16 protein-coding genes and 1 pseudogene are annotated in these 15,556 nt (G+C 51.7%); 9 read left to right on the top strand and 8 right to left on the bottom strand.

The genetic code is table 11. The features are described 5' to 3' along the window. Positions 1-372 (top strand): annotated as a pseudogene (locus HCX92_RS14850) (histone); the annotation flags it as partial. A 69-nt stretch (positions 373-441) separates the two neighbouring features. Continuing rightward, a complete protein-coding gene (locus tag HCX92_RS03915) occupies positions 442-993 on the top strand; it encodes a YggT family protein (protein ID WP_169293605.1) in 552 nt (183 codons plus the stop codon). Positions 994-995: 2 nt separating this feature from the next. On the opposite strand, the gene HCX92_RS03910 is transcribed toward HCX92_RS03915, so the two are convergent. The 7 genes from HCX92_RS03910 to HCX92_RS03880 form a co-directional block, all read right to left on the bottom strand. Beyond that, entirely contained in the window at positions 996-1,940 is a 945-nt protein-coding gene (locus HCX92_RS03910; RefSeq protein ID WP_169293604.1) for a carbohydrate kinase family protein, read from the bottom strand. A 12-nt stretch (positions 1,941-1,952) separates the two neighbouring features. Further along, positions 1,953-2,939 carry a zinc-ribbon and DUF3426 domain-containing protein gene (locus tag HCX92_RS03905; RefSeq protein ID WP_169293603.1) on the bottom strand — a complete coding sequence of 329 codons (987 nt, stop codon included), beginning with the start codon at positions 2,937-2,939 and terminating at the stop codon, positions 1,953-1,955. Between the two features lie 18 nt (positions 2,940-2,957). Then, the gene (gene prmA / locus HCX92_RS03900; protein WP_169293664.1) at positions 2,958-3,875 is read right to left on the bottom strand and encodes a 50S ribosomal protein L11 methyltransferase; all 918 of its coding nucleotides are present in this window, start codon (positions 3,873-3,875) and stop codon (positions 2,958-2,960) included. A gap of 66 nt (positions 3,876-3,941) precedes the next feature. After that, positions 3,942-5,294 carry an acetyl-CoA carboxylase biotin carboxylase subunit gene (accC, locus tag HCX92_RS03895; RefSeq protein WP_169293602.1) on the bottom strand — a complete coding sequence of 451 codons (1,353 nt, stop codon included), beginning with the start codon at positions 5,292-5,294 and terminating at the stop codon, positions 3,942-3,944. A 1-nt stretch (position 5,295) separates the two neighbouring features. After that, positions 5,296-5,748 (bottom strand): acetyl-CoA carboxylase biotin carboxyl carrier protein, encoded by a 453-nt coding sequence (gene accB / locus HCX92_RS03890; RefSeq protein WP_169293601.1) that lies wholly within the window; start codon positions 5,746-5,748, stop codon positions 5,296-5,298. 56 nt (positions 5,749-5,804) lie between these two features. Next, positions 5,805-6,245 carry a type II 3-dehydroquinate dehydratase gene (gene aroQ, locus HCX92_RS03885; protein ID WP_169293600.1) on the bottom strand — a complete coding sequence of 147 codons (441 nt, stop codon included), beginning with the start codon at positions 6,243-6,245 and terminating at the stop codon, positions 5,805-5,807. An 89-nt stretch (positions 6,246-6,334) separates the two neighbouring features. Then, positions 6,335-6,868: a TlpA disulfide reductase family protein gene (locus HCX92_RS03880; RefSeq protein ID WP_246587274.1), complete on the bottom strand. Its 534-nt coding sequence runs from the start codon at positions 6,866-6,868 to the stop codon at positions 6,335-6,337. Positions 6,869-7,011: 143 nt separating this feature from the next. Between HCX92_RS03880 and mpl the strand changes: the two genes are divergently transcribed. The 7 genes from mpl (at position 7,012) to HCX92_RS03845 (ending at position 14,713) form a co-directional block, all read left to right on the top strand. Further along, positions 7,012-8,388 (top strand): UDP-N-acetylmuramate:L-alanyl-gamma-D-glutamyl-meso-diaminopimelate ligase, encoded by a 1,377-nt coding sequence (gene mpl, locus HCX92_RS03875; protein ID WP_169293599.1) that lies wholly within the window; start codon positions 7,012-7,014, stop codon positions 8,386-8,388. A 29-nt stretch (positions 8,389-8,417) separates the two neighbouring features. After that, positions 8,418-8,999 (top strand): YqiA/YcfP family alpha/beta fold hydrolase, encoded by a 582-nt coding sequence (locus tag HCX92_RS03870; RefSeq protein WP_169293598.1) that lies wholly within the window; start codon positions 8,418-8,420, stop codon positions 8,997-8,999. Between the two features lie 12 nt (positions 9,000-9,011). After that, positions 9,012-10,934 carry a ribonuclease catalytic domain-containing protein gene (locus HCX92_RS03865; protein ID WP_169293597.1) on the top strand — a complete coding sequence of 641 codons (1,923 nt, stop codon included), beginning with the start codon at positions 9,012-9,014 and terminating at the stop codon, positions 10,932-10,934. Next, on the top strand, positions 10,931-11,779 hold the full coding sequence (aroE, locus tag HCX92_RS03860; RefSeq protein ID WP_169293596.1) for a shikimate dehydrogenase: 849 nt from the start codon (positions 10,931-10,933) through the stop codon (positions 11,777-11,779). Before HCX92_RS03865 ends, aroE begins: the two co-directional genes overlap by 4 nt. Before the next feature lie 122 nt (positions 11,780-11,901). Further along, positions 11,902-12,561 (top strand): monofunctional biosynthetic peptidoglycan transglycosylase, encoded by a 660-nt coding sequence (gene mtgA, locus HCX92_RS03855; RefSeq protein ID WP_246587315.1) that lies wholly within the window; start codon positions 11,902-11,904, stop codon positions 12,559-12,561. Between the two features lie 155 nt (positions 12,562-12,716). Further along, positions 12,717-13,901, top strand: coding sequence for an LPS export ABC transporter permease LptG (gene lptG, locus HCX92_RS03850; protein WP_169293594.1), 1,185 nt, complete (start codon positions 12,717-12,719; stop codon positions 13,899-13,901). Between the two features lie 2 nt (positions 13,902-13,903). Beyond that, a complete protein-coding gene (locus HCX92_RS03845; RefSeq protein WP_169293593.1) occupies positions 13,904-14,713 on the top strand; it encodes a symmetrical bis(5'-nucleosyl)-tetraphosphatase in 810 nt (269 codons plus the stop codon). A gap of 89 nt (positions 14,714-14,802) precedes the next feature. Here HCX92_RS03845 and HCX92_RS03840 read toward each other — a convergent pair whose 3' ends face one another. Next, positions 14,803-15,555, bottom strand: a complete 753-nt coding sequence (locus tag HCX92_RS03840; protein ID WP_211182269.1) for a 1-acyl-sn-glycerol-3-phosphate acyltransferase — start codon at positions 15,553-15,555, stop codon at positions 14,803-14,805. Position 15,556 lies beyond the last annotated feature (1 nt).

The following is a 15,556-nucleotide window of genomic DNA, read 5'->3' as shown; positions in this document are numbered from 1 at the left end:
GCAGCCGCTAAAAAAACGGCAACTGCCACAAAAGCAGCACCAGCCAAAAAAGCAACAACTGCCACTAAAGCCGCCGCTCCTGCCAAAAAAGCAGCCGCCACTAAGGCAGCACCCGCCAAGAAAACAACCGCAACAGCCAAAAAAGCCGTTGCCTCTGAAGTGCCAAGCACAGAAACCACCGTTGCAGCCAAGGCAAGTACAAAAACAGCGACAAAAACTGGCACCAAGATAGCCGTCGCCAAAAAAGCACCTGCCGCCAAGAAAGCAGCCGTGAAAAAAACCGCAGCCAGCAAAAAAACGGCTGATGCGGTAGCCAAAACAGGCAGCAACAGCAACTCATCCTGGCCATTCCCAACCGGGAATCGACCATAATCGGTTGAAGTAATTATAAAAGCCGTCTAAATTAAACACTTAGACGGCTTTTTTTTCGGTTTTTTTTATATGATCAATTCAATACTTAGTTTTCTACTCGGCACCTTTTTTTCCCTGTTTGTATCTGCCCTATTGGTCAGGGCATGGATGTTCTGGACCAGACTCCATCCTTTCAATCCCTATGTCATGGTTATTTATAAAGCAACCGACTGGCTGGTTCAACCTGTTCGCAAAATAATCCCAACCAGCAACAAAATAGACTGGACCAGCCTGCTACTGGCATGGGCTTGTTCAACGCTGCACGTTTTTCTTGTTTTCTCGCTCACACCAGCCAATGTAATCATCCAGACTTCGCTGGCAACCCTGCCATTGGTCGGACTGTTCATGACCGTCAAATGGGCGTTAACTTTGGTGTTATGGCTGTGTATTTTGCAGGCCATCCTCTCATGGATCAGTCCTGCTTCTCCTCTGATGCCCGTACTAAGGGTCTTGCTAGACCCAATGCTGAACCCGATTCGCCGTTTTCTGCCCAGCACCGGCGCTTTTGATTTTTCTCCGCTGGTGCTGATCCTGATTACACAGGTGCTGCAAATTGTTTTACAGCACCTGATGCTTGGCTAACATTACAGGGCAGGCAATGCCGTGCCAAATGCACTCATAAGACGGGAAGAAATCTCTTCCCGGCTTAAAAAGTGATTCTGGGGGCCTTGCGAGGCGATCTTGATGGCCCCCATCAAACTGCCCAAACGACAGCAATCTTCCCATCCCCAGCCCAGCGACAGGCCGTACAGCAGCCCGGCACGATGCGAATCCCCACAGCCGGTAGGATCGGTAACCGCTTCTGCCTTCACCGCCTCAATCGAGATTTGTTGGCCATCATGGTACAGGTCTGAACCTTCCGCGCCACGGGTAACCACCACCGCTTCAAGGTGCCCGGCAATTTGCGCCATGCTTTTTTCCAGACGCTGCTCAATCACCGATGCCTCATAGTCATTGACGGTCAGCACATTGGCCAGACCCAGCATACGCTCAAGATCGGCCTTGTCGAATAAGGGCATGGCCTGGCCCAAGTCAAAAATGAAGGGGATTCCAGCCTTGTTCAGGTTCTCGGCATGGGTAAACATACCATCTTTTGAATCCGGCGCCACAATCGCCCATACGGCCTTTTCCCGGCTGATATCGTTTTCAGCCGACTGCATCATGGCACCGGGGTGAAAAGCGGCAATCTGGTTGCCATCCAGGTCGGTTGTAATATGGCATTGGGGTGTGAAGGCATCAGGCAACACCCGGATGGCCCGCGTATCAATGCCCATGTCACGCATGCGCTGCAAATATTCCCGGGCATCTTTGCCAACCGTTGCCACCGGCACCGGATTGCCACCCAGCATGCGCAGGTTATAAGCGATATTTCCTGCACATCCCCCATACTCTTTACGCATGGTAGGCACAAAAAAAGAAACGCTTAATGACTTTATGTGCTCAGCAAGAATGTGATCCTTGAAGTGCCCCTCAAACAGGGTAATGGTATCAAACGCAACTGAACCGCATACCAGTACATCATTACTCATGACAATTAAACCTTATGGATAAACTAAACTAAGTTCGAAACCGGATACAGCCACATTAAAGACGGCAAGCGGCACATTGATGAAAACCTCGGTTCCTGGCTGAAACTTCTGTTCCAGCAAGTTGGGTTGCACATATTCCCGAGGCTCAAGAATTTTGGTAATTTCAATAAGACCCTGCTGGTTTTTCAAATTGATAACCAGCAAAGGCCATACCTGGGCACGGGCATCATTATTGCGCAGGATGAACTGAAGCCGCAAAGCCGTTACACCCTCCTGGGGCTTGGCCGCCAGATCAGGCTTGAGCACCCAGTTTTTAAGTTGCAGGCTGGCCAGGTTTTTATCGGAACCCAACTCACACCCAACAACCTGACAAATCTGCAACAAAGTGGGACGCAGGGAAGGCACCACATTGACCAGCTGATTTCGATATACCACCAGACTTTGCCCAATCAATAGCAGCAGTCCCAGGAAAATGCCAAGAATCCAGAACAAACTGGTATTGCGTCGTTCATAATCCGAAGCCGGATAGCTGTCCGTATCATCAGCACCCATCCGCAAGGGTTCATCATCATAAGTCACAGACGGCTCATGATGAACAATAATGGGATCGTCCTCCTGCCAGGACTGCCGACCTAAAACGGGCTCTTTCGGCTGTTCGTCATAAATGCCGGCATCATGCCCCACGTGAAAATCGGGCTCATCCTGCAAGCGGTGTTCATCGGGCATTTCATCCGGATCCGCCTTGATGTCATCATGATCATTATCAGAATCATCAGGATAAACATGACCGGTTTCCTGCCCCGCCATGACAGGCGCTTCAGGCCATACCGCCTGTTCATGCTCCAGCACCGGAAAGTCATCAACCTCTTCAGGCAACAGGGCCTCCCGGCCATTGAAAACATTCTTGCAGATACCGCAACGAACCAGACCATCCCGCAGGGCAAGCTGGTCTTCAGTAATGTTGAAAATGGTCTCACATTTCGTGCAACGGGTTTTCATCGGAATAATTCCTTGTTTTCATGCCCGCTGGCCATGCAGGCAAACCCAACCTTCATGGCTGCGCCAAACGCTCATTTTGATCCAGGGTTCATAAGCCATGGCCACCTCTTCAGCCTGCCTTTCCAGCACGCCAGACAGCACCAGATGACCGCCAGGGGCAACCCGACCGGCCAGCATGGGTGCCAGAACCTTGAGTGGATTTGACAGGATATTGGCCACGACCACATCAAAGGTACCAGCTGCCAGGCCATCGGGCAGGCAAACGTTTATATCCACCTCATTGGCCTGCGCATTATAACGGGCCGACTGAACCGCCTGTTCGTCAATATCGACACCCACTACCCGTGCCGCCCCCAGTTTTTTTGCCACAATGGCCAAAATCCCCGAGCCGCAGCCGTAATCAAGCACCTGCGTGTTGGCCGGCAGGCAGGCCTCAAGCCACTCGGTACAAAGGCGAGTGGTGGGATGACTGCCGGTTCCAAATGCCAGTCCTGGATCAAGTTCCACCAGAATGTTTTTCTGACTGTTTTCGGGTGCTTCCGGTGGCACGATGGGGTTATCCTTGTGCCAGCTGGGAACAATCCAGATGCGGCCTGCGATCTGGATAGGATCAAACTGCGATTGTGTCAGCCTTACCCAGTCTTCATCGGCCACTTCACGCAATTGGCTCTGGCTGGCGTAATCAATCCCGGTTTGCGTCTGCAATTGCGCCAGAAGGACTTCAGGCTCAATATCATCAGGCAACAGTGCCACAACCCGGTTATGCTTCCAGGCCTGCACGTCGGGCTCGGTACCCGGCTCACCAAACAAGGGTTGTTCCACATCGGTATCCCGATCGGCGTCTTCAACCGACACCGATAAAACACCCTCTTCAAGCAACAGATCCGACAGCTGCTCAGCGTCGTTTTCAGCACACATCAGCACCAGCTCACGCATCATTTTTCCTTATTATGAATTAAGCCGAGAATAAATCTCGGCCTATTTTTTCAAACCAGCATCAGTTTATGATTTACCACGTTCGCTAAGTCTTTCTTCCAGATAATGAATACTGGTTCCACCATCGGCAAAATTCGTATCGCTCATGAGATCACGATGCAATGGGATATTGGTTTGAATACCTTCCACCGCCATTTCCGACAACGCAATTTTCATGCGGGCAATGGCCTGCTCCCGTGTATCGCCATAGGTAATTAATTTGGCAATCATGGAGTCATAGTTGGGAGGTACTTTGTAACCGCTAAACACGTGAGAATCGAGCCTTACGCCAGGACCACCGGGTGTATGCCAGCTGGTGATAAGACCGGGGCATGGCATAAACGTATAAGGATCTTCGGCGTTAATCCGGCATTCAAGCGCATGGCCCCTGAACTGGATGTCTTTTTGTTTCAGTTTGAAGGGCTCTCCGGCAGCAATGAAAATTTGCTGTTGAACCAGATCAACGCCGGTAATGCATTCCGTTACGGTATGCTCAACCTGAATTCGGGTATTCATTTCGATGAAATAGAATTCACCGTTTTCATAAAGAAACTCGAATGTACCTGCTCCCCGATATGAAATACGACGGCAGGCATCGGCACAGCGCTCACCGATTTTTTCAATCAGCTTGCGTGGAATACCCGGTGCGGGGGCTTCCTCGATCACTTTCTGATGTCGACGCTGCATGGAGCAGTCACGCTCACCCAGCCAAATCGCTTCCTTGAAACCATCCGCCAATACCTGAATCTCGATGTGTCGTGGATTCTCGAGGTACTTTTCCATATAGACTTCAGGATTATTGAAAGCAGCCTGGGCCTCGGCCTTGGTCATTTGCACGGCGGTTAACAGGGCGGCTTCGGTGTGCACCACCCGCATGCCGCGTCCGCCACCACCACCGGCAGCCTTGATAATAACCGGATAGCCAATTTCACGGGCCGTTTTCAACACGTATTCGTTATCGTCAGGCAAAGCACCTTCCGAGCCGGGCACGACAGGCACACCCGCTTCAATCATGGCTTTTTTGGCACTGACTTTATCACCCATCATCCGAATGGTTTCAGGACGGGGGCCAATGAAAACAAAACCGCTACGCTCGACGCGCTGGGCAAAATCGGCGTTCTCAGCCAGAAAACCGTAACCGGGGTGAATGGCTTCGGCATCGGTCACTTCGGCAGCCGAAATAATGGCCGGCATGTGCAGATAACTTTGCTGGGGTGACGCGGGACCAATGCAGACTGACTCATCGGCCAGTCGCACGTATTTCGCATCGCGATCAGCTTCAGAGTGCACGACAACGGTTTTTATCCCCAGTTCCCGGCATGCCCGCTGGATTCGCAGTGCAATTTCACCACGATTCGCAATAAGAATTTTTTCAAACATATCAGGCAATCACGAAGAGAGGTTGACCAAATTCAACAGGTTCACCGTTTTCAACCAGGATTTCCTTGATCACCCCGGTTTTGTCCGCTTCAATTTCGTTAAGCAGTTTCATTGCTTCGATAATGCACAATGAGTCACCCTCTTTCACGCTGGTGCCCACTTCAACAAAAGCAGGTGCGTTGGGGTTGGGGGCACGGTAGAATGTGCCTACCATGGGAGCCTTGACAACATGACCGGTTACCACCGGTTCAGCACTGGCAGCAGGGGCTGCGGCTGGTGTGGCTGGCGCTGGTGCGACAGCTACGGTTGGCTCGGGAGCGGCAACGGGTGCAACAGGCTGCACTTGTGAGAATTTGACAATGCGAACTTTACCTTCGCCTTCTGTGATTTCCAATTCAGCGATTCCTGACTCGGCAACAAGGTCGATAAGGGTTTTTAGTTTTCTAAGATCCATAACATTTTCCGGTTGGAGGTGTTTAGTTAATTCAGTCTGCAAGGGTAATGCAAACGTCATTTAAAATAATGTTTTGCCGCATAATACATGGCTGCCGTGTACCCGTAAGCCCCCAACCCACAAATGACTGCGACAGCCTTGTCTGACAGATAAGAGTGGTGACGGAATGCTTCGCGCTGGTGCACATTTGAAATATGCACTTCGATGAACGGAATATTGACTCCGGCCAAAGCGTCGCGAATGGCTACACTGGTATGGGTATAGGCACCGGCATTGATAATAATGAAATCGATATTTCCCATGGCCTGCTGAATGCGATCAACAAGAGCGCCTTCATGGTTGCTTTGATAAAACTCACAGCAGACGTCCAGGCCAGCAGCTGTTTCCGCAAGTTCACGGTTGATGTCACCCAGGGTGTGACTGCCATAAATTTCAGGCTCGCGTGTGCCTAGCAAATTAAGGTTGGGCCCGTTAATGATGAGCAAATTTCGAGTCATTTAGCACATTATACAAACAAATAAACTCGTATTTAACGTCAAATTCACGTTTTTGTCTATTAAATTATCATATTCTTGCATATTCAAAATCAGCTTGAAAGCGTTTTAAGTATTTGTTCAAGCTCATCTTTTTCAACCTGGCCAAGGATTTTATGGCTAAGTTTACCACCTGCATCGAAGATCAGGGTAAACGGCAAACCACCCGTTTTATTACCCAGATTTTTCATTAGGCTGATGCTGCCCATGCCCGCCACCAGCAGGGGATAGGTCACCTTAACCTTTTCTTCGAATTTAAGCATATTGCGTTCGGTATCTGCGGCAAACCCGACAAAATTAACATTGGGATAAGTCTGGTGCAGGGCTTCGAGGTCAGGCATTTCCTTGACACAGGGTGGGCACCAGGTGGCCCAGAAATTCAGCACCAGCGGTTTATTGGTGTACTCCCGCACGGTATGTGACTGCCCCGACATATCAGGGACAGAAAGATCAAACAGTTTATCCAGGGCTTCCTGGGATACATCAGTAATGTCAGAAGAGCTGCCGGCCTTCAGTGCCCAGGCCCGGGCGCCCGACAACAACAGCAGGAGCCCACCTGCCATTTTAAGCATATTTCTACGTTTCATTAAAATCCCGCTTTTAAAACAATGACTGTTTTTAACACAAATCACCACTTGGCTCCATGAGCCACATCACCTTTTAATCTTTTCAACGTTTTTTCAACAAGCTTGGCAGCAGAAAACACTTAAAATACCCACAGGAGATTTTTATGCATATTCATATTCTAGGTATTTGCGGGACCTTCATGGGCGGTCTTGCCCTGATTGCCCGTTCGGCCGGACACAAAGTAACCGGTTGCGACGCCGGGGTTTATCCCCCCATGAGCACCCAATTGCAGGAACAGGGTATTGAGCTGATCGAAGGGTTCGATGCCAGCCAGACCGAACTGAATCCCGATCTGTTCATCATCGGTAACGTGATTAGCCGTGGCAATCCATTAATGGAAGCCATTTTAGACCAGGGCAAGCCATATATATCAGGCCCCCAGTGGCTGGGCGACCATGTCCTTCAGTCACAACACGTTCTTTCTGTGGCTGGCACCCATGGCAAAACCACCACCAGCTCCATGCTGGCCTGGATTCTTGAACACGCGGGCCTGCAGCCCAATTTCCTGATTGGCGGCATTGCCCATGACCTGCAGGTATCCGCCCGGTTCAATCCGGAAAACAAATATTTTGTGATTGAAGCCGATGAATATGACACCGCGTTCTTCGACAAGCGCTCAAAATTCGTGCATTATCACTCTCGCACCGCGGTCCTGAACAACCTGGAATTTGATCACGCCGATATTTTCCCCGACCTGGCCGCTATCGAAACCCAGTTTCATCACCTGGTTCGCACGGTGCCGGGTTCAGGCTGTATTATTTATCCATCCCGGGACGAAGCCCTGCAACGCGTACTGGCACGGGGCTGCTGGTCGGGCACCGACACCTTTGGTCCTGGTGCCCAATGGCAATACACCAACCACGATGCCGCCGGCACCCGTTTTGACGTGCTTTACCAAAACCGGGTTGTGGCGCACATCAACTGGCAGCACAATGGTGTTCATAATATGAACAATGCCCTGGCCGCGATTGCCGCCGCCCATCATGTTGGCATCAGCGCAGAACAATCTGCCCAGGCATTAAACTGTTTTCAGGGCATCCGGCGGCGCATGGAGTTGCGGGCAAGCGTGAATGATATTCACGTGTACGACGATTTTGCCCATCACCCCACAGCGATTGCCACTACCCTGGCAGGCCTGCGCAACCAGGTTGGCCCGCAACGCATCCTGGCCGTGCTCGAACCACGCTCCAACACCATGAAACTGGGCACCATGGCAGCGCGCCTGCCACAAGCCCTGGAACAGGCCGATCGGGTATTCTGTTTTGGTGCCAAAGAAGGCAAGCATGCGCTGGGCTGGGATCCAAAAACCGTTTTTGCCGGCCAGCAAGATCGCGTTGGCACCCATGACAACCTTGAAGCGCTAACCACAGCCGTCCTTCAGCAGGCTCGGCCAGGCGACCATATTCTTATCATGAGCAATGGTGGTTTTGGCGGATTTCACGATAAACTGATTGCCGCCCTGAAACAAAAATTCACTTGATTTTTTAGCGGCCCTTTATTATTTTTCATATGATTCTGTATTTACATGGTTTTCGGTCTTCGTCCCTGTCGGCCAAGTCACAGCTAATGCAACAGGCCATGGCCAACCGTGGACTGAGCCATGCTTTCGCTGGCCCCAACCTGCCTGTTTCGCCCAGACAGGCCATAGAATTGGCCCTTGCCACAGCCCACCAGCTCTGCCAGGGTCGGGACGTGCACCAGCTAACCGTGATTGGTTCGTCCCTGGGCGGATACTATGCAACCTGGCTGGCCAATGAAATGGGCTGCAAAGCGGTTCTTGTCAACCCGTGCATTTATGCCGCGCGTGACCTGTCCACCCAACTCGGCCCCATGACCTGCTTTCACAGCGATGAGCCGTTCGAACTGAAAGCGGAACATATCAAGGAACTGGCGGAACTGTTCGTACCGGCAATCAGGCACCCGGAAAAATTTTTCCTGCTGGCCCGCATGACTGACGAGGTGCTGGACTGGCGAGAAATGCAACATCGCTACGCTGGCGCAAAACAATTAATTATTCCCGGTGGGGATCACGGTTTTTCAGATTTTGAAGAATATATTCCCCAAGTCCTGGACTTTGCCTTAAACAATTAGGAAAAAAACTCAATGTACGTAGTTTTTGAAGACAACGGTCAATTTAAAGCCGAAAAAATCTTGTCTGAAGCCGACACCTCCCTGCAGGTGGAGTCGGCGTCCGGGAAAAGAAGCAAAATAAAACGCAACAACACGATTTTCTTCTTCGACAACCATAACCCGCTCACCCTGCTGGAAGAGGCTGGAAAACTGGCTGAAGACATTGATCTGGAGTTTCTGTGGGAATGTGCTCCTCAACAGGAATTCCAGGTGGAAGAACTGGCCCGTGACTACTTCGGCCATGAACCCGGCATCCTGGAAAAAACCGCCCTGTTGCTGCGCCTTCATGGTGCCCCGGTCTATTTTCATCGCAAAGGCAAGGGCCAATACCGCCCGGCGCCACCCGATATACTGAAAGCGGCACTGGCTGCTCTCGAAAAAAAACAGAAACAGGCCGAACAACAAGCCATCTGGATCGAACAGATCAAGCAGGGTATTGTGCCGGAAGCTTTTAAACCGGTCATTCATACCTTCCTGGCCAAACCCGACAAAAACACGCTTGAATGGAAAGCCTTTAACCAGGCCCTGAACGAAACCGGAGAAACCATCGAGCAGCTGTTGCTCCGACTCCGGGTTTATCCACACCCGCTGGCCATCCATCGTGAGAAATTCCTGGGCCTGAACTTCCCCAAAGGCACGCAATTCAAGGATATTACGCTACCTGCCGTACCCGATTTGCCACTGGCCGATGTTGAACCCTATTCCGTCGACGATCTGTTCACCACCGAGATTGACGATGCTTTCTCGGTACACCAGGAAAATGGCAGCATATACCGCATTGGCATCCATATTGCGGCTCCCGCCCTGATCGTTGAGCGCGACTCGGAACTGGACAAACTGGCCCGCGAGCGGATGTCCACCGTTTACATGCCCGGAGACAAGATCCCGATGCAACCGGAATCGGTCATCAACACCTTTTCACTGGTTGCCGGTAAAACCACGCCCGCCGTATCCCTGTACATCCGGGCCGATATCGAGACCGGAGAAATACTGTCATCAGAAACCCGGCTTGAACAGATTTGCGTACAGGAAAACCTGCGCACCAACCTGATCGACCACCTGATTACCGTCGAGTCCCTGGAAGACGAAAGCCTGCCCATGCCCTATCCGTTCCTGTTCAGACCACTCTGGAAACTGGGGCAGCACCTGAAAAAGGCCCGGGAAGTAATTCGCGGCAAACCTGAAAACAACTCCAGGGTGGAGTACACCTTTGTGCTGGATGGCCCGGCTGATGACCCTCATTCAGTTATCAACCTGGCACCCCGCCGTCGTGATGCACCGCTCGACCTGATTGTGGCCGAGTTCATGCTGCTGGCCAATACCCAATGGGCCGGTTTCCTGAATGGTAACGGCCTGCCCGGCATTTTCAGGTCACAGCAAGCCGGTCGCACCCGCATGTCCACCCATCCGCTTCCCCATGAAACCATTGGCGTTCCTCATTATGCATGGTGCACCTCACCCTTAAGGCGCTACGTCGACCTGATCAACCAGAGCCAGATTATTGCCGCCGCACAACATGGCATCTCGGCCCGTCTGGTGGCGCCTTTCAAACCCAAAGACGCCGACCTGTTCGCCATTATCGGGGCCTTTGAATCGCAATACACCCTGTGGGGAGAATTCCAAAACCGTCTTGAGCGTTTCTGGTGCCTGCGCTGGTTTGAGCAGCAACAAGTTACCCGCGTTGAAGCCACGGTATTGCGCGATAACCTGGTCCGCTTCAACAACGCCCCCTTTGTGACCGAAATCAATGGCATGCCCGAACTTGAACGCGGCAGCATTGTGGAAATCGAATTAATGGGCAACAACCTTCTTGAACTAACCCTGGACTGCCAGTACATCAGACACATTGAACCCGAAGAACCCGTCACTCATGCAACAGAGGCCAACCCGTCATGAACACTCCCTTGCATTTTGCCGTCATGGGCAATCCCATCCAGCACAGTTACTCACCCCTGCTGCATTCGCTCTTTGCCAAACAGGCAGGCCTGGACATCAACTATGAAAAAATGCTGGTTCCCCTTGAGGACTTTGAGTCTGCCGTACACACCTTTTTTGAACAAGGCGGCAAAGGCCTGAACATTACCATCCCCTTCAAGCTCAGGGCCCATGAACTGGCCAGGGGCAATCTGTCCCGGCGTGCCCAATCCGCCGGTTCGGTCAATACGCTCTGGATGGAAGAAGGGCAACTGCACGGCTGCAATACCGACGGCATTGGCATGGTCAACGATATCCGGCGCCAGGGCATTGCCCTTGAAGGTAAAAAAATCCTGCTGCTGGGTGCCGGTGGTGCCGCCCGGGGCGTTATTTTGCCACTGTTAGAATCCGGTTGCCAGCAATTGCAGGTGGTCAACCGTACCGCCGCCAAAGCCACGGAACTGGCCAGGCAATGCCAGACCAACCTGCCTCAATACGCCAACATCTTCAGGGCCGGTGGTTTTGAACACATCCAGGGCCAGTGGGATATTGTCATCAACGCTACCTCCAGCAGCTTGCAGCACCATACCCTGCCACTGCCGGCAGGCCTGTTCACCCAAGACAGCCTGGCCTACGACATGGTTTACACACCCGACAACAACACCCCCTTCCTGCAACAGGCCCGCAAAGATGGCGCCGGAATCACATCGGATGGTCTGGGAATGCTGGTTTACCAGGGCGCGGAAAGCTTCTTTATCTGGAACCATATCCGTGTCAATCCGGTTCCCGTTCTTGAAACCCTGCGTCAACAACTGATTTCGGGCTAATGACTGCATTGCCCCTGCTGCAATCCCTGTTGACCCGGTTACGCCAATATCCGCAAAAAATCCGGCAACAGTCGCTTGCCAGCACCTTGTGTCAACTGGCCGTTGCTGCTGCAGGTCTTGTTATGCTTTACCAGGTCTGGCTGTTCCTGTGGGTATGCTGGTATAGCATCTTCAACCCATGGGGCAGTGCCATAATGAGCCAGCAGGCATCAATCCTTTCCCAAAGAAACCCGCCCGTCGCCATTCGTTATGAGTGGGTCAGTTACGATCAGATTAGCGACAATCTGAAAAAAGCCGTGATTGCCTCTGAAGACGCCAACTTCGTCTCCCATGGCGGTATTGAATGGGACGCCATTGAGCAGGCCTGGCGCTACAATACGGCACAAAGCGAAAAAGGCAGGAATAAAATCCGCGGAGGCTCCACCATTTCCCAGCAACTGGCCAAAAACCTGTTCCTGTCCAATGATCGCAGCTATATCAGAAAAGGCCAGGAACTAATCATTACCTTTATGCTTGAAACGGTCATGTCCAAAGAACGCATTCTGGAACTGTACTTGAACCTGGCCGAATGGGGTACCGGTATTTTTGGTGCACAGGCAGCCAGCCAGCACTATTACAAAACCGATGCCAGCAAGCTCAGCCAAAAACAGGCAGCCCAGCTGGCCGTCTTGTTACCCAATCCCAGGGTTTACGGTGCCAACATTGGCAGCCGCTATGTGCAATCACGCACACGGACTATCCAGGCAAGAATGAAATCGGCAAAAATCCCCGAAACGCAATAAACCGGCTGTTGCCAGAAATTAACATTTTCACGTATTCAGGATGGGTTTGCCACTCATTTAAAAGTTACAATCCAAGGCAGTTGCTTACGATACGAACCCTCAGCATCACAACAATACCCTTATAATTTGTAAATAATTTTATTTTTTCCGCTTACATGCAAACTGCCCGTCGTTATCTTGCCAGTGAAATATACCGAGCCACTACTGCTGTCCTGCTGGTGTTGCTGGGTCTGTTTACTTTTTTTTCCCTCATCGACGAGCTGGATAAAGTCAACGATAATTTTTCCCTGCTGTCCCTTTTATACCTGGAATCCCTGCAAATACCCACCCGGCTGTATGACTTGCTGCCTATCGGGCTGCTAATTGGGGCCACCATGGCCCTGGCCGGCCTGGCGCAACGCAATGAACTGGTTATTTTGCGAGTGTCCGGTGTCAGCAGTGCCAAGCTGCTGCTCATGCTTTGGGTTATTTGCATCCCTATCATGGGCGGCGCCCTGGTGCTATCCGAATTTGCCGCACCGGCGGCCGAAATCAAAACCAGCGAACTCAGCCTGAAGTTCCTGGGCAAGGCCAAAGGTGGACGCATGAGCAGTGGTTACTGGTTTCGCGAACCCGATCCGGAAGGCAATGCCCGGGTCATCAATATTGGTACGCTGTCAGACAACGGCAACGTCCAGGACATCCGCATTATTACCTACGACAAAACCAACGGGCAATTCCTGCATTTCTCCCACGCCCAGAACGGTTTTTTCCAGGACAACACCCTGACCCTGAACGATGTGGCGCAAACCCAAAGCACCGTCAACATTGAAGAAGCCCTGGCCGACCCCAATGACCCGGTCAATGCGGTCGCGAAAATCGTGTCCCTCCCTTCTTTAACCCTGCAAACCACCCTGACGCCAGATCGCCTGCTGGCAGGTGAGTTACAGCCGGAAAAAATGTCCGTCATCTCGCTACTTGATTATATTAGCTACCTTGATGACAACAATTTGCAAACCAACCGGCAATTCGTGGCTTTATGGCGCAAAGGAAGTTATCCCTTTACCTTGCTGGTCATGATGACCATTGCCGCTCCCATCAGCTTCGTTCAAACCCGCAGCGGTGGCGTTGGTGCAAAAGTGTTCATAGGCATTTTGCTGGGTGTGGCGTTTTTCATGTTCAACCAGCTGTCCCTTAACCTAGGCATGTTGAACAACCTTCCCGCCTGGATAACCGCTTTGGCACCCAATCTGCTCGGTCTGGCTGTGGCCCTGATGGCGTTATACTTTATGGAAGCCAAACGAACCACAAAAAACCATACAACCGAAACTGACAAGAAAAAGTCAAAACAACAAGGTTAATCATGAATAAAAACGTTTGGGCTGTTGGTGACTTACAGGGCTGCTGTAAGGCACTTGATGCATTACTGGAACAACCTGAAATCAAAGACGATCCCAACTGTGAATTATGGTTTGCCGGTGACCTGACCAACCGCGGCCCGGAGTCATTGCGCACGCTAAGACGGCTGATTGAACTGGGTGACAGGGCCGTTTGCATCCTGGGCAACCATGACCTGCACTTGCTGGCTGTTTATGCCGGCATCCGGCGACAAAACAAATCAGATACCATCGACGATATCCTGAATGCCAAGGATGCCAGGGACCTGATCAATTGGCTCAGGCACCGCCCGCTGGCCCATTACGATTACGGACACCTGATGGTCCATGCAGGTGTCATGGCCAAGTGGGATCTGGCCACCACCTTGCGCCTGGCCAATGAGGCGGCAGAATCCCTGCGCTCCCGGGACTGGAAAAAAAACCTGCAGAACATGTATGGCAATGAACCCTCTCAATGGAAAGAATCCCTCGAAGGTTCAAAGCGCCTGCGGGTGATTATCAATGCGCTTACCCGCATCCGTTTATGCACCAGCAAAGGCCATATGGATTTTGCATCCAAGGAAGCGCCAGGCAGCGACAAGGGCCTGATCCCCTGGTTCGAGGTTCCCGGTCGTAAAACCGTCGATGACACCATTATTTTTGGCCATTGGTCCACACTGGGATTACTGCTGCGTGAGCACCTGATTGCCCTTGACACCGGCTGCGTATGGGGAGGCAAGTTAACCGCCATCCGTCTTAACGACAGAAAGCTGATACAAATCGCGGCTGTAAATTAACCCCACAATCATAAAGTCCACCTCATAAAAAAACCACTATTCCGCTCAAATTGGAATAGTGGTTTTTTTATTGCATACCCAGGATTTGCTCAGGCCAGCTCTTTTTTCAGTTCCTGAATAATAGCCGTACGAATTTCACCGGCAATTTCAGTCCGTGTGGCCTCTACCGGCACACCAGGCTGATTAAGCGGTTCAAGAAAACGGACATAAACCAGCACACCCCGTGAACTTAGCAAGTGCCAGATATTGTTCACCAGAGTCTGCTCACCCACAAAGGCCACCGCACCACTGCGCCGGCCATGCTGCGTGAAGACAAGCGCCACCGGCTGAATGGGCACCATCGCCCTGAGCGGTGGCTCAAACAGGCTGGTATGCAAGGAACGCATATCCATACCATCGGTGGTTGTCCCTTCAGGGAACAGGCCAACACAGGCCCCGTTGCCGAAAAGCCCAAGAATAGACTTGCTCACCCGGGAAATGGCATGACGCTGGCCCCGTTCGATAAAAATCGTGCCAACCGATGCCACCAGCCAGCCAATCACCGGCCAGCTCCTGATTTCACTTTTTGCAATAAATGAGGTCGTGCGACAACTGTTCAGGATAAAGATATCGATCCATGAAACATGGTTGGCCACCCACATGACCGCGCCTTTCAGGATAGGCTGCCCTTCAACCACAATACGCACGCCACAGACTTTCATCAAATGACGTGACCAGCAACGGGTGATAATGTCGCGTGAGGACTGCTTAAGCAATGGATACAGCAAGGAGGTGGTTACCAGGCCAAACGCCAGCATAAGGATCAGAAAAAAAACCCTTATGCTGAAAAGCATTATTCGCAGA

Origin of the sequence: Advenella sp. EE-W14 (genome assembly GCF_012923605.1) — a bacterium.
Taxonomy (GTDB): Bacteria; Pseudomonadota; Gammaproteobacteria; order Burkholderiales; family Burkholderiaceae_B; genus Advenella; species Advenella alkanexedens.
Note: the sequence above shows the minus strand (reverse complement) of the source record. Positions and strands in the feature narration are given on the sequence as shown.

Excerpts from the sequence above, each read along its gene's own strand:
- HCX92_RS03845 (WP_169293593.1), top strand. The coding sequence starts at position 13,904 with ATGAATAAAAACGTTTGGGCTGTTGGTGACTTACAGGGCTGCTGTAAG.
- HCX92_RS03915 (WP_169293605.1), top strand. The coding sequence starts at position 442 with ATGATCAATTCAATACTTAGTTTTCTACTCGGCACCTTTTTTTCCCTG.
- lptG (WP_169293594.1), top strand. The coding sequence starts at position 12,717 with ATGCAAACTGCCCGTCGTTATCTTGCCAGTGAAATATACCGAGCCACT.
- HCX92_RS03870 (WP_169293598.1), top strand. The coding sequence starts at position 8,418 with ATGATTCTGTATTTACATGGTTTTCGGTCTTCGTCCCTGTCGGCCAAG.
- mtgA (WP_246587315.1), top strand. The coding sequence starts at position 11,902 with ATGCTTTACCAGGTCTGGCTGTTCCTGTGGGTATGCTGGTATAGCATC.
- HCX92_RS03880 (WP_246587274.1), bottom strand. The coding sequence starts at position 6,868 with ATGAAACGTAGAAATATGCTTAAAATGGCAGGTGGGCTCCTGCTGTTG.
- aroE (WP_169293596.1), top strand. The coding sequence starts at position 10,931 with ATGAACACTCCCTTGCATTTTGCCGTCATGGGCAATCCCATCCAGCAC.
- accC (WP_169293602.1), bottom strand. The coding sequence starts at position 5,294 with ATGTTTGAAAAAATTCTTATTGCGAATCGTGGTGAAATTGCACTGCGA.
- aroQ (WP_169293600.1), bottom strand. The coding sequence starts at position 6,245 with ATGACTCGAAATTTGCTCATCATTAACGGGCCCAACCTTAATTTGCTA.
- HCX92_RS03865 (WP_169293597.1), top strand. The coding sequence starts at position 9,012 with ATGTACGTAGTTTTTGAAGACAACGGTCAATTTAAAGCCGAAAAAATC.
- HCX92_RS03910 (WP_169293604.1), bottom strand. The coding sequence starts at position 1,940 with ATGAGTAATGATGTACTGGTATGCGGTTCAGTTGCGTTTGATACCATT.
- HCX92_RS03905 (WP_169293603.1), bottom strand. The coding sequence starts at position 2,939 with ATGAAAACCCGTTGCACGAAATGTGAGACCATTTTCAACATTACTGAA.
- prmA (WP_169293664.1), bottom strand. The coding sequence starts at position 3,875 with ATGCGTGAGCTGGTGCTGATGTGTGCTGAAAACGACGCTGAGCAGCTG.
- accB (WP_169293601.1), bottom strand. The coding sequence starts at position 5,748 with ATGGATCTTAGAAAACTAAAAACCCTTATCGACCTTGTTGCCGAGTCA.
- mpl (WP_169293599.1), top strand. The coding sequence starts at position 7,012 with ATGCATATTCATATTCTAGGTATTTGCGGGACCTTCATGGGCGGTCTT.